Annotated in this window: 15 protein-coding genes and 1 pseudogene; 9 read left to right on the forward strand and 7 right to left on the reverse strand. The window is 71.2% G+C overall.

All coding sequences use genetic code 11. The features are described 5' to 3' along the window. Positions 1–2,178, forward strand: a pseudogene (locus AC4F3Q_RS08125) (HtaA domain-containing protein); the annotation flags it as partial. Positions 2,179–2,257: 79 nt separating this feature from the next. Here the strand turns inward: AC4F3Q_RS08125 and AC4F3Q_RS08130 are convergent. Both AC4F3Q_RS08130 and AC4F3Q_RS08135 read right to left on the reverse strand, forming a co-directional pair. Then, entirely contained in the window at positions 2,258–3,040 is a 783-nt protein-coding gene (locus AC4F3Q_RS08130) for an HAD-IIA family hydrolase (RefSeq protein WP_168447943.1), read from the reverse strand. Between the two features lies 1 nt (position 3,041). Next, positions 3,042–3,779, reverse strand: a complete 738-nt coding sequence (locus AC4F3Q_RS08135; RefSeq protein ID WP_491039522.1) for a DedA family protein — start codon at positions 3,777–3,779, stop codon at positions 3,042–3,044. Positions 3,780–3,883: 104 nt separating this feature from the next. Between AC4F3Q_RS08135 and AC4F3Q_RS08140 the strand changes: the two genes are divergently transcribed. Beyond that, on the forward strand, positions 3,884–4,531 hold the full coding sequence (locus AC4F3Q_RS08140) for a TrmH family RNA methyltransferase (RefSeq protein WP_491039523.1): 648 nt from the start codon (positions 3,884–3,886) through the stop codon (positions 4,529–4,531). A gap of 119 nt (positions 4,532–4,650) precedes the next feature. After that, positions 4,651–5,670: a class II fructose-bisphosphate aldolase gene (fbaA, locus tag AC4F3Q_RS08145; RefSeq protein ID WP_491039524.1), complete on the forward strand. Its 1,020-nt coding sequence runs from the start codon at positions 4,651–4,653 to the stop codon at positions 5,668–5,670. A gap of 122 nt (positions 5,671–5,792) precedes the next feature. On the opposite strand, the gene AC4F3Q_RS08150 is transcribed toward fbaA, so the two are convergent. After that, positions 5,793–6,248 (reverse strand): STAS domain-containing protein, encoded by a 456-nt coding sequence (locus AC4F3Q_RS08150; protein WP_350308869.1) that lies wholly within the window; start codon positions 6,246–6,248, stop codon positions 5,793–5,795. Positions 6,249–6,385: 137 nt separating this feature from the next. Between AC4F3Q_RS08150 and AC4F3Q_RS08155 the strand changes: the two genes are divergently transcribed. Continuing rightward, complete coding sequence (locus AC4F3Q_RS08155; RefSeq protein WP_491039525.1) at positions 6,386–8,533, forward strand: ATP-binding SpoIIE family protein phosphatase; 2,148 nt, start codon at positions 6,386–6,388, stop codon at positions 8,531–8,533. Positions 8,534–8,574: 41 nt separating this feature from the next. Here AC4F3Q_RS08155 and AC4F3Q_RS08160 read toward each other — a convergent pair whose 3' ends face one another. After that, positions 8,575–8,976 carry an STAS domain-containing protein gene (locus AC4F3Q_RS08160; RefSeq protein ID WP_491039526.1) on the reverse strand — a complete coding sequence of 134 codons (402 nt, stop codon included), beginning with the start codon at positions 8,974–8,976 and terminating at the stop codon, positions 8,575–8,577. A 235-nt stretch (positions 8,977–9,211) separates the two neighbouring features. Next, entirely contained in the window at positions 9,212–10,930 is a 1,719-nt protein-coding gene (locus tag AC4F3Q_RS08165; protein ID WP_491039527.1) for a cation:proton antiporter, read from the reverse strand. 59 nt (positions 10,931–10,989) lie between these two features. Here AC4F3Q_RS08165 and AC4F3Q_RS08170 point away from each other — a divergent pair, with 59 nt between their 5' ends. Both AC4F3Q_RS08170 and AC4F3Q_RS08175 read left to right on the forward strand, forming a co-directional pair. Beyond that, a complete protein-coding gene (locus AC4F3Q_RS08170) occupies positions 10,990–11,424 on the forward strand; it encodes a DUF3151 domain-containing protein (protein WP_491039528.1) in 435 nt (144 codons plus the stop codon). Between the two features lie 191 nt (positions 11,425–11,615). Continuing rightward, positions 11,616–12,899, forward strand: coding sequence for an adenylosuccinate synthase (locus AC4F3Q_RS08175; RefSeq protein WP_168447948.1), 1,284 nt, complete (start codon positions 11,616–11,618; stop codon positions 12,897–12,899). A 70-nt stretch (positions 12,900–12,969) separates the two neighbouring features. On the opposite strand, the gene AC4F3Q_RS08180 is transcribed toward AC4F3Q_RS08175, so the two are convergent. After that, complete coding sequence (locus AC4F3Q_RS08180) at positions 12,970–13,785, reverse strand: hypothetical protein (protein WP_491039529.1); 816 nt, start codon at positions 13,783–13,785, stop codon at positions 12,970–12,972. 123 nt (positions 13,786–13,908) lie between these two features. Beyond that, positions 13,909–15,171, reverse strand: a complete 1,263-nt coding sequence (locus AC4F3Q_RS08185) for an LCP family protein (RefSeq protein ID WP_168447950.1) — start codon at positions 15,169–15,171, stop codon at positions 13,909–13,911. A 181-nt stretch (positions 15,172–15,352) separates the two neighbouring features. Here AC4F3Q_RS08185 and purD point away from each other — a divergent pair, with 181 nt between their 5' ends. The 3 genes from purD (at position 15,353) to AC4F3Q_RS08200 (ending at position 18,777) form a co-directional block, all read left to right on the forward strand. Beyond that, positions 15,353–16,627, forward strand: a complete 1,275-nt coding sequence (gene purD / locus AC4F3Q_RS08190) for a phosphoribosylamine--glycine ligase (RefSeq protein ID WP_491039530.1) — start codon at positions 15,353–15,355, stop codon at positions 16,625–16,627. After that, complete coding sequence (locus AC4F3Q_RS08195) at positions 16,624–17,556, forward strand: phosphoribosylaminoimidazolesuccinocarboxamide synthase (protein WP_491039531.1); 933 nt, start codon at positions 16,624–16,626, stop codon at positions 17,554–17,556. The genes purD and AC4F3Q_RS08195 overlap by 4 nt, the downstream gene beginning before the upstream one ends. Before the next feature lie 69 nt (positions 17,557–17,625). Next, positions 17,626–18,777, forward strand: coding sequence for a siderophore-interacting protein (locus AC4F3Q_RS08200; RefSeq protein ID WP_491039532.1), 1,152 nt, complete (start codon positions 17,626–17,628; stop codon positions 18,775–18,777). The last annotated feature ends 18 nt before the right edge of the window (positions 18,778–18,795 follow it).

The following is an 18,795-nucleotide window of genomic DNA, read 5'->3' on the forward strand; positions in this document are numbered from 1 at the left end:
CTCGCGGCGACGGGTCGCTGGGGGATCTACACGTATGGCGGTTCGGGTGCGAAGCCTGCGGCGTTCGAGACGTACACCCCGCTGACGTTCGCCGAGCCGGCGCCCACCCCGTCGGTGACGGTGTCGAAGACGTCCGGTCTGGTCGATGGTGAGAAGGTCACCGTGCGTGGCACGGGTTTCGTCGCGGGGGACCCGACGGCGGTCGGGACGCGTCCGCCGCTGGCGGGGAAGTTCTCGGGGACGTATGTGGCGTTCGGTCGGTTCGCGGAGGCGTGGGAGCCGTCGGCTGGTGCGCCGTCGACGGCGCGCGTGACGGGTGACACGAGGTGGGCGGTGCTCGCTGAGGACGTGTCGACGATCGGTGGCGCTGCGGCGGGTGCGATCGAGCTGGGCGCGGACGGGTCGTTCGAGGCTGAGCTGACGTTGACCAAGACGGAGAAGCTGCTCGCGGCGACGGGTCGCTGGGGGATCTACACGTATGGCGGTTCGGGTGCGAAGCCTGCGGCGTTCGAGACGTACACGCCGCTGACGTTCAGCACGCCCACGCCGACGCCGACCCCCACGCCGACGCCGACCCCCACGCCGACGCCGACCCCCACGCCGACGCCGACCCCCACGCCGGCTCCGAAGCCTTCCGAGTGCGTCGCTGACTCTTCGATCACCTCCGGGACCGTCTCGTGGGGCGTGAAGTCCAGCTTCGTGACCTACATCGGCGGCTCCATCGCCAAGGGCCGGATCGAGCGCACGGGCGTCGACCTCAAGGGCGGCCGCTTCGAGTGGTCGGGCGGCACGGGAACCTACGCCGACGGCAAGGGCAGCGTCCTCCTGCCCGGCACGCTCCACTTCCTCGGGCACCACGACGAGATGGACATGCGCTGGACCAATCTGCGTCTCGTCCTGACGTCATCGACCAAGGCTGAGCTCCGGGCGGACGCCGACGTCAAGGCGTACCTGAGCACCCCGGCGCAGGACCTCAAGGACGTGGCGATCGCCTCGGTGGACCTCAGGGGCGCGGTGGCGACGTCGGGCCGTACGACGACCATCACCGACGCAGCCGTGACGCTCCTCGCCTCCGGCACGCCCGTCTTTGCGGGGTTCTACCCTGCGGGGGAGAAGCTCGACCCGCTCAGTGCCACGATCACCGTCGCCGAGAACTGCGACGACTCCAAGGTCCCGCCCACCCCGACGCCCGTCGCGACGCCGACGGTCTCGCTGGGTGGTGACGTCGAGGGCTCCCGCGTCGAGCAGGGCGGCACGATCACGTTCCGCGTCACCGGGCTTCCCGCGTCGGCGACCTCGAGCGCCGAGGTCCACTCCGACCCGATCAGCCTCGGTTCCCAGCGCACGTCGGCGAGGGGAGTCGTCACGTACGACTTCGACGTCCCGGAGGGTTTCGCGGCGGGCCGCCACACGTTCGTGCTCTCCGTCGCGGGCGTCGCGAAGCCGATCAAGCAGACCTTCACGGTCGTCCGCGCGGAGGCTGACAAGACTGAGCCCGTCGACTCGACGGGTACGCCCGAGTGCGTCGCTCGCAGCGTCAACGGCGCCACGCTGACCTGGGGCCTCAAGTCCAGCTACCTCGCCTACATCGAGGGCTCGGTCGCCCAGGGCAAGATCACGACGTCGGGCGCTCAGCGTTCCGGCTCGACGTTCACCTGGTCTGGCGGGACCGGCGCGTACAACACCGACGCTGCGCGCGGCACGGGCTCGTTCACCGGCTCCGTGCGGACGGTCGGCCACGGTGACGTTCTCGACGTGACGTTCTCGAACCCGCGCGTCGTGCTCCACAGCTCGACGCGGGCGTCGCTCGTCCTCGACACGCGAGGTACCACGATCGACGGCGACACGTTCGCGTACGCCGGCATCACGTTCGCGACGCTCTCGCTGAGCGGGCACGGCGGGGCCTCGGGCGACCGCATCGCCTACAGCGGCGTCCCGGCGACGCTCACGGCAGCGGGCGCCAAGGCGTTCTCCGGCTTCTACAAGGCCGGCGACGCCCTCGCCCCCGTCTCGTTCACGCTCCCGCTCGGGGGCGAGACCGACTGCTCGACGCCGACCGGCACCCTCCCGGTGACCGGCTCCGAGCCGGTCGGGCTGGTCGCGCTCTCGGGTGCGCTCCTGCTCGCCGGTGCTGCGCTCGTCCTGGTCCGCCGACGTCGGGGCACCGTCTCCGCCTGACCTGGACGCCGACGCACGTAGGCCCTGGACGCGATGCGTCCAGGGCCTACGTGCGTCGAGAGGTCTCGGGACGGTGGGGTCAGACCAGCTCGATCAGGTCCGCGATCGACGGGACGACGCGCGACGGACGGAACGGGTACAGCTCGACCTGCTCCGCCGTCGTCGAGCCGGTGAGCACGAGGAACGTCTCGAGGCCTGCCTCGATGCCCGCGACCACGTCCGTGTCCATGCGGTCACCGATCATCGCTGTCGTCTCCGAGTGCGCGTCGATGCGGTTGAGCGCCGACCGGAACATCATCGGGTTCGGCTTGCCCACGAAGTACGGCTTGCGCCCCGTCGCCTTCGTGATCATCGCAGCCACCGCACCCGTCGCCGGCAGCGGGCCCTCGGCGCTCGGGCCCGTCGCGTCCGGGTTCGTGCAGATAAATCGCGCGCCGTCGAGGATCAGGCGGATCGCCTTCGTGATCGCCTCGAACGAGTAGGTGCGGGTCTCGCCGAGCACCACGTAGTCGGGCGACGACTCGGTGAGCGTGTAGCCCACCTCGTAGAGCGCCGTCGTCAGCCCGGCCTCCCCGATGACGTATGCCGAGCCGCCTGGCGACTGGTCCTGCAGGAAGCTCGCGGTCGCGAGCGCCGACGTCCAGATCGCCTCCTGCGGGACGTCGATGCCCGACTGCGCGAGCCGTGCGCGCAGGTCGCGGTCCGTGAAGATCGAGTTGTTCGTGAGGACGAGGAACGGCCGCTCGGCGTCGCGCAGCGCCCGGATGAACTCCGGCGCGCCCGGGAGGGCGACCCCCTCGTGGACGAGGACGCCGTCCATGTCGGTCAGCCAGGAGCGGATCACGCGAGGCTGGTCGGTCATGTCACACCTCCGGTGTCGTCGTGGGGACGGACGCGGCCGTGTCGCGCGGCGCACGACGCCGCGCGAGCCAGCCGCGGGCGACCTCGATGATGATCGGGAGCACCGACACGAGGACGATCAGGACGAGGATCGCCTCGATGTTGTCGTGGATGAACGTGATCTGCCCCAGGAAGTACCCGAGCACCGTGATGCCGACGCCCCACAGCAGCGCGCCGATCACGTTGTAGCTCACGAAGTGCCGGTAGGGCATGCGGCCGACGCCGGCGGCGACGGGCGCGTACGTGCGCACGAAGGGCGCGAAGCGCGCGAGCACGATCGCCCGGCCACCGTACTTGTCGAAGAACGCGTTGGTCTGGTCGATGTACGACTGCTTGAAGAACCGGGAGTCGGGCTTGTTGAAGATCCGGGGCCCCGCCTTGTGCCCGATCGCGTAGGCGACCTGGTCACCTGCGAACGCGGACACGAACAGCAGCACGCACAAGAGCCACAGCGGGAAGTCGAGCTGCTCCTGCGCGACGAGCATGCCCGCCGTGAACAGCAGGGAGTCGCCGGGGAGGAACGGGAACAGCAAGCCCGTCTCGATGAACACGACGACGCAGATCCCGATCAGCGCGTAGGTGCCGAAGGACGCGATGAGCGTGTCCGCCTGCATCCAGTCGGGGCCGAGAGCGAGGACGCTCGGATCGGCGGCGGCGTGGAGGGGTACGGAGGACACGGCATCGAGCACAGAGGTCAGCACCGCTCCAGCCTAGTCCGGCGACCTCACGGGCCGGCGGCGCCCCGGTGAGCAGGAGGTGAACATCTCTGGACCGTTCGTCGGGCGACCTGCTGGACAATGGGCGGGTGCCGCAGGACCGTGATGACGAGACGACCCGTGAGATCGGCGTAGGCCCGTGGCCCGGCGGGGAGGATGCCTGGCCGGTCGGAGCGCGCTACGACCCAGACCTGTTGCGTGACGGCGACCGGCGCAACGTGACCGACGAGTTCCGGTACTGGACCGTCGACGCGATCGTCGCGGAGCTCGACTCTCGCAGGCACCCGTTCCACGTCGCGATCGAGAACTGGGGGCACGACCTGAACATCGGATCGGTCGTGCGGACCGCGAACGCGTTCAACGCCGCGGCCGTGCACATCGTCGGGCGTCGCCGCTGGAACCGCCGCGGCGCGATGGTCACGGACCGCTACCAGCACGTGGTCCACCACCCCGACGTCGCGGACCTGCTCGCCTGGGCTGCCGGGGAGGGCCTGCGGGTGATCGGCATCGACAACGTCCCGGGCTCGGTCGCGATCGAGAGGTTCACGCTCCCGCAGGAGTGCGTGCTGCTCTTCGGCCAGGAGGGTGCGGGCCTGAGCGACGAGGCTGTCGCGGCGTGCGACGTCGTCCTGCACATCACCCAGTTCGGCTCGACCCGCTCGATCAACGCGGGCGCCGCCGGGGCGATCGCCATGCACGCGTGGGTGAGCCAGCACGCGCAGATCCCCGAGGCATGAACCTGCGCTGGTGAGACCGTGTTCCACGGGTCAAACGGCCCAACGGGCGTTCGTGCATCCGTGAGAAACTGTCCCCGACAGTCCCGTAGAAAACCCTCACCCTTCTTTGGAGTTCTTCGATGGCCATCGCAACCCCCGAGGTCTACAACGAGATGATCGACCGCGCGAAGGCGGGCAAGTTCGCCTACCCCGCGGTCAACATCACGTCCTCCCAGTCGATCACGGCGGCCCTCCAGGGCTTCGCCGAGGCCGAGAGCGACGGCATCATCCAGGTGTCGGTCGGCGGCGCCGAGTACGGCTCCGGCTCGACGATCAAGGACCGCGTCTCCGGCTCGCTCGCGCTCGCCGCGTACGCCGCCGAGGTCGCGAAGAACTACCCGATCACGGTCGCGATCCACACGGACCACTGCACCAAGCAGAACCTGGACTCCTGGGTCCGCCCGCTCCTCGCCATCGAGGCGGAGCAGGTCAAGGCCGGTAAGAACCCGACGTTCCAGTCGCACATGTTCGACGGCTCGAACATCCCGCTCGACGAGAACCTCGTCATCGCGGCCGAGCTCCTCGAGCTCTCGCAGGCGGCCCGCACGATCCTCGAGATCGAGGTCGGCGTCGTCGGTGGCGAGGAGGACGGCCACATGGCCGAGATCAACGACAAGCTGTACACGACTGCTGAGGACGGCCTCGCGACCGTCGCCGCGCTCGGCGCCGGCGAGAAGGGCCGCTACCTGACGGCACTCACCTTCGGCAACGTGCACGGCGTCTACAAGCCGGGTGCGGTCAAGCTGCGTCCGTCGATCCTCGCCGAGATCCAGAAGACGGTCGGCGACAAGATCGGCAAGGAGAACCCGTTCGACCTCGTGTTCCACGGTGGCTCCGGCTCGACCGAGGCCGAGATCTCCGAGGCCGTCGACAACGGCGTCATCAAGATGAACATCGACACGGACACGCAGTACGCGTTCACCCGCCCGGTCGTGGCCCACATGTTCCAGAACTACGACGGCGTCCTCAAGGTCGACGGCGAGGTCGGCAACAAGAAGGCGTACGACCCGCGCGCCTGGGGCAAGCTCGCCGAGGCCGGTATGGCTCAGCGCATCGTCGAGGCTGCCCAGCAGCTCCGCTCGGCTGGTCACAAGCTCTGACCTGAGCTCACACGCAGAAGGCCTCCGCACCCTCGGGTGCGGAGGCCTTCTCCGTGTCTGGCGGGCTTCAGCAGCTCACCGGGGCCCGCGACGACGCACGGTGGGCTCTCGGCCCGTGCGCGTCAGAGCGCGGGGTTGCTCTGCCGGGGCAGACGCTCGATCGTGAACTCGTCGACGGGCGCGAGCTCGAATCCCGGGTCCTCGTCGAGGATCTCGAGAAGCTCGCCGATCCTCGTGACGTCGAGCAGGAAGCGCATGGTCGCGGGGGCGCGCAGGACGCGCACCTTGTGCGGCGACGTCGTCGCGAGGCGGGCGAGGAACGCGACGCCGGACGAGTCCATGAACGTCACGTGGTGAGCATCGACCTCGACGGGGAGGCCCGTGGCCTCCGCGTCCTGCATCGCGTCGGAGAACTCGTCGGCAAGGTTCGCGTCGATCTCGCCGGACAGGACGATCCGTGTGCGCACAGCGCCGACGAGGACGTGGACCGTGCCGGGGTCGCTCACGGTGGCCGCAGACTCGTCGGCGGCGGACGGGTCCTGCCCAGGGAGATCCTGCGGGCTGGGCGTGTCGTACACGGTCCTCCTTCGGTCGCCGTACGGTGCGGCGGGCGATCGTGCGGGCATATGGTCACTATCCTGGCGCCACCACGGTGGGTCGCCTGGGAGCAGACTATCTATCTTGCACGGGCGACGGGCAACTCAGGGGAGGACGGGTGCGAGAAGCAGGGACGAATCACCCGCGCACGGTCGGCGTCACCCCGGGTGGCGTCGCCAGCCTGCTCGCTGCCGCCGCGACGCGCGCCGGTGTGGGCATCACCGTCCTCGCGGTCGACGGCCCCGTCCTGACGATGCTGTGGGTCAACGACCGCTTCACGGAGATCACCGGGCACCGCTCCGCCGAGGTCGAAGGGCGCCAGCCCAAGGAGTTCTTCGGCGATCGGTGGGACGACTCCGCGCTCGCTGAGCTGGCCCGGCGCGTGCGGGCCGGTGAGCGGGTCGAGGTCACGCTGCCGTTCCGCCGTCCGCAGGACGATCTCGTGTGGTTGCGGCTGTGGCTCACGTCCGCGGGCGCTCCTGACGAGCGCCCGGAGCGCTGGGTGGCGACGTTCGACGACGTGACCGCGGAGATGGCGCGGGACGAGTCGCTCCAGGAGTCGATCGTCCAGGAGCGTCGCGCGCGCGAGGGGCTCTCGCTCCTCGTGCGGATCTCGCAGATCCTGACGGACGCCGACGAGTCCGAGGTGCTCGGCATCGTGTCGGCGGCGCTCGCCCGCACGGTCGCGTCGTGGGCGGGCTTCCTGCTCGTCGACAACCACCTCGAGGTGAGCTCCGGCGTCGACCCTTTCGACCTCGCTGTCCTTCCTGCGCGCGGAGCACGCGTGGAACCGCCCGAGCCTGCGTCCGTCGGGCCTGTGGACAGGTCGAGCGGGGGAGCGGTGCTGCACCTCCTCGGCGGGCGGCTCGCGGACGCGATCGTCGACCTGTCCCTCGGCTACCCGGAGGGGTCCGCCGCATACCGGGTGCAGCAGGCGGTGCTGGGCGACGACCCGACGCTCGTGCTCACGGCTCCGCGCGTACGCGTCATGGCGATCCCGGGGTCGCGGTCGGTGCTCGGCCTGCTCGTCGTCGCCCCGCCGGAGGGCGTCGCCCCGGAGGACCTCGACGACAACGTGCGGACTCTTCTCGACGTGATCGTGCGTCGCGTCGCCCTCGCGGTCGAGAACGCGCGTCTGCACGCGCGCGAGCACCAGCTCGCGTCCGCGCTGCAGCGTGCGATGCTCCCTGAGCAGGCGGACGTGCCCGGCCTCGACGTGTGGTCCTACTACTCACCGAACGTCGAGCACGCCCAGGTCGGTGGCGACTGGTACGACATCGTCGGCATCAGCGACGACGTCGCGGGCATCGTCATCGGGGACGTCGTGGGGCACGACGTCGAGGCGGCGGCGGTGATGGGACAGCTGCGGTCCGTGGTGCGTGCGTACGCGTTCGAGCTCACCGACCCTGCTCTCGTCCTCGAGCGCACGGACAAGCTCGTCCGCGGGCTCGGCGTGGCACGCGCGGCGAGCCTCGTCTACGGCACGCTCACGCGGATCGGCGTCGAGGGGGCCGCCGAGGACGAGATGCGCTGGCGGCTGGACTACTCGCGGGCCGGGCACCTGCCGCCCATCCTGCTGCGGGACGGGTCGGCGACCCAGCTCGCGCAGGGGGCGGGCGCCCTCGTGGGGTTCGGGAACCGCGCCCGCACGGTCGGTTCGGTCGAGCTGCGGCCGGGCGACAGCGTGGTGCTCTACACCGACGGCCTGATCGAGCGACGCGACCGTGGCCTGCGCGACGGGCTGATGGCGTTGCTCGAGGTAGCCGGGAGCTCGGTCGCGTCGGACGCGGCGGGGATCGGGGAGGAGCTCGTCAGCGCGCTCGCGGAGCGGCCGGAGGACGACGTCGCGGTCGTCGTCGTGCGGCTGCCGTCGCGTCGCCGCGCAGGCGGCCCGGCCGACGGGCCGCGGAGCCGGCGGTGGAGCCTCCCGAGCGATCCGGCGTCGATCGCACGTGCCCGGCAGGCGCTGCTGCGCACGGTCCAGGCGTGGGGGTTGGGGAACGTCGCCAACGCCGAGCTGGTGGTCTCAGAGCTCGTCGCGAACGCGGTGCTGCACGGGTGGGGGACGATCGTGCTGCGCCTCTTCGACACGGGTGACGGGCTGCGCATCGAGGTCGAGGACGCGAACCCGGCGCCGCCCGTCATCATGAACGGCCACCCGCAAGGCGTGGGTGGCTACGGCGTGCAGATCGTCGACCGGCTCGCCGACTGGGGCTGGCGCCCGTCCGCGGTGGGCAAGATCGTGTGGGCGAAGCTGAGCAGCTGAGCGTCCGCGAGGACGTCAGGCGCCGACGGCGACCGGGAGGGTCAGGCGCCGACCGCGCGGCCGTGGCGCCGGGGCCGCGGCGTCGGAGCGTGGTCCGTGCTGCCCGGGTCCGGGGTCTCGGGGGCCGCAGGGCACGCGTGGTCACCGTCGATGCGGAACAGGTCGAGCGCTCCGCACACCTCGAGGACGAACAGGTCGCGCTCGTCGCAGCCGCGCAGGACGGTCGCGCCGCCACGGCGCCGACCGGCGTCCGCGAGCGAGATGAGGAACGCCGCGCCGGTCGAGTCCATGAACGTGACGCGGCACATGTCGAGGACGAGGAGCTGGCGGCGCAGCCCGACGACGCGCGCGGTGATCTCGGGGAACTGGTCGCGCTCAGCGAGGTCGAGGTCGCCCGCGATCGTCAGCGTGGTCGTCGCCGGCGACGTGGAGATCTCGATCATGAGCGGTGTCCTCCGAGGCGGGCCGTGCTCCGACAGGAGCCACGCGGGCACGTCCGGGGAGGGCGTGCGTGGCACCGAGCGTAGCCAGGCCCGGGTGTCGGCGCGACCGAGAACGGCCGTGCGCCCTGTCACGATCGGGTCTCGGGTCATGTCTCCAGGAGCGCTGCGCCCGCGCGCAGATACGCACCGGCGTGCCCGCCGCCGGTGGCCGTACGGGTGCTGCGGCCGGGTCCTCTCAGTGGATGTCGAGGCGGGACTGCTCGACGTCGAGGATCGCCTGCGCGCGGTCGATCACGTGGCTCGCGTGCGCGCCCTCGGCGCGGGCGTCGTCGAGCGCGGCGCGCTCCGCCTCGAGGACGCGCTGACGCAGCGCCCGCTTCATGGCGTGCGGGCCGTCGTCGTCCGCGCGGACGATCTGCTCGGCGAGTCGCAGCCCGATGCGGCGCGTGTCCTCACGGACGCGCTCGACGATCTCGGGCGGGTAGCGGGTGCCGTCGGGTCGACGCAGCTCGGGGTTGTCGAGCGTCGCGAGGCCGGCGCTGTTGATCTCGGTGACGAGCGTCGCGAGCTTGACCCGCTCGGCCTGCTCGTCGGACCCCTGGACGTCGAGCCGGTCGATGACCCACGGCAGGGACGCGCCCTGCACGACGAGGGTGACGATCGCGACCGTGAACGCGACCAGGACGAGCTGCGGTCGGTACGGCAGGTCGGACGGGAGCGACTGCGCGGCGGCGAGCGTGACGACGCCGCGCATCCCGGACCAGGCGATGACGGCGCCGCCGCGCCAGCTCAGGCCCTCGGTCTGGAGGAAGTCCATGTCGGCGCGCTTGCGGCGCAGGCGCCGCGTGAAGCGGCGGGCGTGCTTGTCGTCGGTCAGGTCGAGGCCGGGCAGCGCGTCGCGGACGGCGTCGATGCGGCTGATCACCGAGTCGAGCTGTCGCGCCCGTACGCGGGCGCGTTCCTGGTCGCGGCGCAGCACGGCGATGAGCGGGAGGACGAGCGCGCCGCGGATCGCCGTGAGCGCGACGGTGACGACGAGCCCGATCCACACGGCGGTCCAGATGCTCAGGCCCTGCGCGTGCACCTGGTCCGTGAGCGCGTGCAGCTCGAAGCCCATGAGCAGGAACACGCCGTTCTCGAGGAGGAGCTGGGCGGTGCGCCAGTTGATGCGCTCGGAGACGCGGGCCTGCGGCGAGAAGTACGTCGAGCCGAGGTGGCCGGTGATGAGGCCGGCGACGACGACGGCGAGCACCCCGGACGCGTGCACCTCCTCGGCGGGGAAGAACGCGACGAACGGCACGCCGAACGAGATCGCGGTCGTCAGCACCGGGTCCTCGATCTTGCTGCGCACCCAGACGCTCGCGAAGCCGATGACGGCACCGACCGCGATCGCGACGACGACGGCGAGGACGAAGTCCCACGCGATGTCGACGAACGAGACGGCGCCTGCGGTCGCGGCGATCGCGGAGCGAAGCAGCACGAGCGCCGTCGCATCGTTGACGAGGCCCTCGCCCTCGAGGACGGTGACGAGCCGGTGCGGCAGTCCGAGCCGCTTGCCGATCGAGGTCGCGGCGACGGCGTCGGGCGGGGCGACGACGGCGCCGAGCGCGATCGCGGCGGGCAGCGACAGGTCGGGGAAGAGCCAGTACAGCAGGGCGCCCGTGAGCACGGCCGTGATGATGACGAGTGCCACGGACAACCACGTGATGGCCTTGAAGTTCCGTCGGAAGTCCATGAGCGGGACGTTGACCGCCGCCGAGTAGAGGATCGGCGGGAGCACGACCGTGAGGATGAGGTGCGGGTCGAGCTCGAACGTCGGGACGCCGGGCACGTAGCTCGCGGCGATCCCGAGCAGGACGAGCAGGATCGGGGCGGCGACGCCGAGGCGCGGGGCGATGCTCGCGACCGCGACGATGACGACGACGGCCAGGACACCGAGCAGCGCGAACTCCATCTTCGAAGGATATGCGGCGCGCCGGGCCCGGTCCGAGGAGTTCCGGGGATAATCGAGCCATGACCCAGCACCCGCGCCCTGAGCGCATCGACCTCGGCCCTGCTGTCACCCGTCTCCCCGAGGACGGCGCGGACGCGCGCGCCCGCGCGCTCGCTGCGCAGGGTGTCGCCCCGGCCGACGTCGCACGTCAGGTCCCTGCGTCGTCGTACGCCTGGGCGGTCCTCGCGGAGCATGCGCTCGCGACGGACGCGGTCACCGCGTACGCGTTCGCGAGGACGGGGTATCACCGCGGTCTCGACGCGCTCCGCCGCGCGGGCTGGCGCGGCGTCGGCGCCGTGCCGGTCGACCACGAGCCGAACCAGGGCTTCCTCAGGGCGCTCCTGGCGCTCGCCGAGGCTGCAGCAGCGATCGGTGAGGACGACGAGTCGCAGCGGTGCGAGCAGTTCCTGGGCGACTGCGGCACCGAGGCCGCCGCGGTGGCCTCGCTCCGCTGACGTCGGGCGCGCCACCTGGCGCGCGGACCCGCTGGGGCTCGGGCCCCTGAGCCGGTAAACTCGCGGGGGAACCGGGCTGCTGTCGCCCGGACCCCGGCGGACGCGACGCGTGCCGGGTGCCGCTCCGGCACCCTGAGCCTGCGGCTGAGACGCGCGCCGACGCGAGGGCAGCGACGAAAGTGGTGATCGGCATGCCAGCCATCGTGGTCGTCGGAGCCCAGTGGGGCGACGAGGGCAAGGGCAAGGCGACGGACCAGCTCGGCTCCCAGGTCGACTATGTGGTCAAGTTCAACGGGGGCAACAACGCGGGCCACACGGTCGTGGTCGGCGACGAGAAGTACGCGCTCCACCTGCTGCCGTCGGGCATCCTGACCCCGGACGTCACGCCGGTCATCGGCAACGGCGTCGTCGTCGACATCGAGGTGCTCTTCGAGGAGCTCGACGACCTCATCGCGCGCGGCGTCGACGTCTCGCGCCTTCTGGTCTCCTCCGCGGCGCACGTCATCGCGCCGTACAACCGCACGATCGACAAGGTCACCGAGCGGTTCCTGGGCAAGCGGAAGATCGGCACGACCGGGCGCGGCATCGGCCCGGCGTACTCGGACAAGATCAACCGGGTGGGCATCCGCGTGCAGGACCTGTTCGACGAGAACATCCTGCGGCAGAAGGTCGAGGGCGCCCTCGACCAGAAGAACCAGCTCCTCGTGAAGGTGTTCAACCGCCGCGCGATCACGATCGACGAGACGGTCGAGGAGCTCCTCGGGTACGCCGAGCGGCTCCGCCCGATGGTCACGGACACGTCGCTCGTCCTCAACAAGGCGCTCGACGAGGGCAAGACCGTCCTCTTCGAGGGCGGCCAGGCCACGATGCTCGACGTCGACCACGGCACGTACCCGTTCGTGACGTCGTCGAACGCGACGGCGGGCGGCGTGTGCACCGGCTCGGGCGTCGGCCCCACCCGGATCGACCGTGTCATCGGCGTCATCAAGGCGTACACGACGCGAGTCGGCGAGGGGCCCTTCCCGACCGAGCTGTTCGACGAGATGGGCGAGTTCCTGCGTGCGACCGGGCACGAGTTCGGCGTGACGACGGGTCGGCCGCGCCGCTGCGGCTGGTACGACGCGGTCGTCGCGCGCTACTCGGCTCGCGTCAACGGCCTCACCGACTTCGCGCTGACGAAGCTCGACGTGCTGACCGGTCTCGAGAAGATCCCCGTGTGCGTCGCGTACGACGTCGACGGTGTGCGTCACGACGAGATGCCGGCCGACCAGTCGGACTTCCACCACGCGAAGCCGATCTTCGAGTACTTCGACGGCTGGACCGAGGACATCACGTCGGCCCGCACGTTCGAGGACCTGCCCGCGAACGCGCAGGCGTACGTCCTCGCGCTCGAGGAGATGTCCGGCTCCCGGATGTCGGTCGTCGGTGTCGGTCCGGACCGTGAGGCGACGATCGTCCGTCACGCTCTCGTCTGAGCCGCCGAGACAGAGCAGACGCAGAACGGCGCGTTCCCCGCACGGGGAACGCGCCGTTCTGGTGTCCGGGTCAGATCCGCTTGCCGGCGAGGATCCTCTTGGCGGCCTTCATCTGCTTCTTGGAGCAGCCGCCGCCGTAGCCGGCCACGTACGTCGACGACGCGGTGAGCTTGCCGGTGCGCTGGGCGCCCATCGCGTCAGCGATGCAGTCGGCCATGTGCTCGAAGCTGCTGCCGTGCGCCTTGGCCTTCGGGTAGACCTTCTTCATCGCCTTCTCGGCGGCGCGGAGGTCGTAGTCGTAGACGCGGTACTGCAGGACGTGCGCGCACTCGTGGTACTGGGTGGCGACGGCGAGCGGGTGGTTCGGGTCGAGGCTCTTCCCGAAGGCGGTGCGTGACAGGACGATGCGCGCGGAGCCGTTCGAGCTGACCTGCGCGTAGTTGGTCGTCTTCTTCTTCGTCGTGACGGGGACGGTGCTGCACCAGCGCTTGATGTTCTTCTTCGCCGAGGCGCCCCAGGAGAGCTTGCCGACCTTGGTCTTGCCGGAGACCTTCGAGACCTTGGACTTCTTCACCCAGCCGGACTTGCCCTTGTACGTGACCTTGTACCGGCTGTTCTTGACCTTCGTGCTGGCGGCCTTCATCGTGTAGTCCGCCGGGATCGTCGCACGCTTGGCGGAGCCGCTGGCAGACGAGTAGAGGATCGTCTTCACCTTGGTCTGCAGGCGCCACGTGGGCTTGGCGGTCGCGACCTGAACCGCTGGGGCGACGACGGTCGACACCGTGGTCGCGGGCGCAGCTGTGGCGGGAGCCGCCGCGGTCGGCGCGAGGAGGAGCGCGACCGTCGAGGCGACGGCGAGCGCGAGGGTACGGGGCTTGGCAGACATCAGGGTGCTGGTTTCCTGTCCTGGCGACATTTCACGACAGACCGACCCTACCCGCGGCTCCGAGACCCGGCACCTGGTGGGGAAGCGGCGCTGACGCACCACGTGCCCGCCGTCCTCGTGAGGTCAGCAGACGCCCGGGCGCTTCGTCGGCTTGGTGGGAGCCTTCGTGGTCTCCTTTGCGGGCGTGTCCGTAGTCTCCGGGCTGCTCGGTGCGTCGGTCGTGGCTCCGTCGTCGCCTGCGGGCTTGCTCGGTGCGTCCTTCGTCGCCTGGGCGGCCTTCTCGTCAGCGAGCGCGGCGGGCGTCCCCGGGACGCGGTCGTCGTTGATGATGCGCTCCCAGATCTCGGCGGCCTCAGGCTTCCACTCGACACGGCCCGGGCGCGTGACGGAGTCGAAGACCGGCAGGTACGTGAACGTGATGTCGTCCATGTTGATCGACCGCAGCGAGAACGCGAGGCCTGCGAGCGCCGAGGGGGAGCCGAGGTCGGGGCTCGTGTTGATCGCGGCGAGCACAGCCTTGACGACCGAGTAGAGCTCGGGGGAGTTGGTGATGAGGTTCTGCTTGAAGATCTCGCGGGACGCCGCGTCGAGGAACGCCTGCTGACGCTCGATGCGGGTGAGGTCCGACTCGAGCTCGAGGCCCATGCCTTGACCGTGCCGTGCGCGCAGGAAGTTGATCGCGGTGCGGCCGTCGAGCGTGTTCGGGCCAGCGGGCAGGTCCAGCTTGCCGTACTTCGGGTTCTCCTTGACGGCCTCGGGGAGGCACATCGGCACGCCGCCGATCGCGTCGACGACCTCGATCACACCGGTCATCTTGAGCACGACGTGGCTCGTGATGCGGATCCCGGTGAGCTGCTCGACGGTCTTGATCGTGCACGCGGCCGCGGTCGCGAAGTCCTGCTTGGACCCGGCTCCGATCGCGAACGCCTTGTTGAACATCCCCTGGGCCTCGGGCGCGCTCTGCACCCCGTCGCCCGTGAGGCACGAGGGGATGTCGACGAGGGAGTCGCGCGGGATCGAGACGACCTCGACGGACTTCCGGTCGCCCGAGACGTGCACGATCATCGTCGTGTCGGAGCCCATGCCGCCGCCCTTGCCGGCGATCTTCTCGTTCTCCGCGTCGCGCAGGTCGGTGCCCATGACGAGGATGTTGAGCTGCTGGCCCGCGTACGGGTCGTCCGGGTCGGCGACGATCGTCGGGCGGTCGTCGCCCAGGAGCTTGTCGACGTCGTCGACCGTCAGCTTGGACTGCAGGTCGGCGTTGACGAGCGCGACCGCGGTGCCGCTGAACGCGATGAGCGCGGTCGCGGCGAGTGCGACGCCTCGAAGGACGCGGTGGTTGCGCTTGTGCAGCACGTGGCGCGGCGCGGTCGAGTTCGCAGGCATCTTGGGCACGATAGGAAAGATATGCGTTCGAGTGGTAAGTCAGGCGGCAAGGCGCGGCGGGAACCGTGAAGAAGCGGTGCAAGCGCGCTCGCGTGCGCCCGGGTCGGGTCCTTGGTCCGTTTTGGTGGTCACGGGGCGGACGTCCGCCCGCCGGGCGTGCGGCATCCGTAGGATCGTGGGCGTGAAGATCCTCGTCATCGGTTCCGGTGCCCGCGAGCACGCGATCCTCCACTCCCTGGCGCACGAGAGCGGCGCTCACGAGCTCCACGCGGCGCCCGGCAACCCGGGCATCGCCGCTCTTGCGACGCTGCACGGCATCGACCCGCTCGACGGTGTCGCCGTCGCGGCTCTCGCTACCACGCTCGGGGTCGACCTTGTCGTCGTCGGGCCGGAGGCTCCGCTCGTCGCCGGGGTCGCCGACGCCGTCCGTGAGGCGGGCGTCCCGGTCTTCGGACCGAGCGCGGCTGCGGCCGCGCTCGAGGGCTCGAAGGCGTTCGCGAAGGACGTCATGGCTGCGGCCGACGTCCCGACGGCGCAGGCCTATGTGTGCGTGACGCTCGCCGAGGTCGAGGCGGCGGTGGACGCGTTCGGCGCACCGTACGTGATCAAGGACGACGGCCTCGCCGCGGGCAAGGGCGTCGTCGTGACGAGCGACCGTGCGGAGGCGCTCGAGCATGCGCAGGCGTGCCTCGCGGCGCGCGGGGCTCAGGGGCGCGTCGTCGTCGAGGAGTTCCTCGACGGTCCCGAGGTGTCCCTCTTCTGCGTGAGCGACGGGACGAACGTCGTCCCGCTCGCGCCTGCGCAGGACTTCAAGCGCGCCTACGACGGCGACGAGGGCCCGAACACGGGCGGCATGGGTGCGTACTCGCCGCTGCCGTGGGCCCCAGCGGGCCTGACGGACGAGGTGCTCGAGCGCATCGCCCGCCCGACGATCGCCGAGATGGCCCGTCGTGGCACGCCCTTCGTCGGTGTCCTCTACGTCGGGCTCGCGCTGACGAGTCGGGGCACGCGGGTCATCGAGTTCAACGCGCGCTTCGGGGACCCGGAGACGCAGGTCGTCCTGTCGCGGCTGCGCACCCCGCTCTCGAGCGTCCTCTACGCGGCCTCGACCGCCTCTCTCGGCGGCCTCGAACCGCTGCGCTGGGCGCAGGACGCGGCGGTGACGGTCGTCGTCGCGGCGCACGGCTACCCGGCGGACGTCCGGTCGGGCGACCCGATCGACGGCGTCGACGGTCCCGACGGTGCGGCGGGCCTCCCCGGCGTGCACGTCCTGCACGCGGGCACCGCGGAGTCCGACGGCGTGCTCGTCGCGTCGGGCGGGCGCGTGCTGTCGGTCGTCGGGCGCGGCCCCGACCTCGCGGCGGCGCGCGACGCCGCGTACGCGGGCGTCGGACGGATCTCGTTGCCGGGCTCGCACCATCGCAGCGACATCGCCGCGAAGGCGGCGCAGGCATGAGCGCGCTCGCGCTGCCGGGCTGGCGTCACGTCTACTCGGGCAAGGTCCGCGACCTGTACGAGCCTGACGAGGCTGTCCTCGGCGGCCCGCACCCGCTCGGTGACGTCGTGCTCGTGGTGGCGTCTGACCGCATCAGCGCGTACGACCACGTGCTGGCGTCCGAGATCCCCGACAAGGGGGTCGTGCTGACGCAGCTGAGCCTGTGGTGGTTCGACCAGCTTGCCGACGTCGTGGACAACCACGTCGTGACCGTCGAGGTCTCGTCCGACCCGGCCGCCGGGCTCGTGCCTGCGGCGGTCGACGGTCGCGCGATGGTGTGCCGGCGGCTCGAGATGTTCCCGGTCGAGTGCGTCGTGCGTGGCTACCTGACCGGGTCGGGGCTCGTGGAGTACCGCGCGGACCGGACGGTCTGCGGCGTCCCGCTCCCCGCGGGGCTCGTCGACGGTTCGCGCCTGCCGGAAGCGATCTTCACGCCGGCCGCGAAGGCGGCGGTGGGTGAGCACGACGAGAACGTGACGTTCGAGGAGGTGGCTGAGCGCATCGGCGGCGAGGCCGCGGCGCAGCTCCGGGACCGCACGCTCGAGGTCTACTCCCGGGCGAGCGCCATGGCGGAGGAGCGCGGCGTGATCCTCGCGGACACGAAGCTCGAGTTCGGGGTCGACCCGACGACGGGCCGTACGGTCCTCGGTGACGAGGTGCTCACGCCGGACTCGTCGCGGTTCTGGCCTGCTGACGGTTGGGAGCCGGGACGCGCGCAGCCGAGCTTCGACAAGCAGCACGTCCGGGACTGGCTCGTCTCGGCGGAGTCCGGCTGGGACCGCGCGAGCGACGTGCCGCCGCCCGCGCTGCCCGAGCATGTCGTCGCGGCGACGCGCGAGCGTTATCTCGAGGCGTTCCGGCGCCTGACGGGACGGGACCTCGGCATCTGACCGTTCCTCCTGGTGAGACGGACTCAGCCGGGCCTAGGCCGCTTAGGTAAGGCATGCCATACTTGCGGCATGGCTAGCTCGACCGCACCCGCTGTCCGAGACGCGCGCCGTGCGGAGACCCGTGCACGGCGCGCTGCTGGCGCTGCGAGCGCGCAGCCCTCCTACCGGGCGTTCGCGGTCACCGTCGGCCGGGTCGAGCGGCTCAGCCCCTCGTTCACCCGCGTGACGTTCGTCGGCGCGGACCTCGCAGGCTTCGGCCGCGACGGGCTCGACCAGCGCATCAAGATCGTCCTGCCCGACGCCGCGGGCTGTGCCCCGCGCGTCGAGGACTTCACCGGCGACTGGTACCAGGCGTGGCGCGAGCAGCCCGAGGCCGAGCGGCACCCGTTCCGCACCTACTCGATCCGTGCGCTGCGGGGCGAGGGCGCGGCGACGGAGCTCGACGTGGACTTCGTGCTGCACGGCACAGGTCCGAGCGCCGGACCGGCGTCGCGCTGGGTCGCGGACGCGCAGGTGGGCGACCGCGTCGTCGTCAACGGCCCCAACGCTGCGTATGACGGACCGCCCGTCGGGCTCGAGTTCGACCCGCCCGCCGCTGCAGCGCGGCTCATCCTCGCGGGCGACGAGACCGCTGCCCCTGCCGTGTGCGCGATCCTCGAGCAGCTCCCCGCCGGCACGGACGTCGACGCGTTCCTCGAGGTCCCCACGCCGGGCGACGCCCTCGACGTCGACCTCTCGCTCGGCGCCCGCCTCACCTGGCTGCCGCGCACCCCGGGCCCCGCCCGCGACGGCGGCCCCGCCGCCGGAGCCGGCACGGTGACCGTCCAGGCGCACGACGGCGCCCCGCGCCCCCGCGGCGAGCTGCTCGACGCCGCCGTGCGCACGTGCATGGCCGAGCGTGAGAACGGCTGTGTGGCGTGCGCGCTCGGCCGCTCGTGCGCCGTCGCGCACGACCGCCTGCCCGACGACGTCGACGACATCGACGTCGACACCACGATCCTGTGGGACACCCCCGGCATGCGCGCCCTCGCGGGCACCGCCGGCACGGAGCCCACGCAAGAAGCCGAGCCCGTCCGCGGCTCGGCCGGCTGCTACGCCTGGATCGCAGGCGAGGCAGCCATCGTCCGGGACCTGCGCCGCCACCTGGTGCGCGACCTCGGCGTCGACCGCCGCTGGGTCGCCTTCATGGGCTACTGGCGGCGCGGCAAGGCCGAGGGCTGACGGCCCCGCCGTCCCACC

This window comes from Flavimobilis sp. BM9 (genome assembly GCF_058313055.1).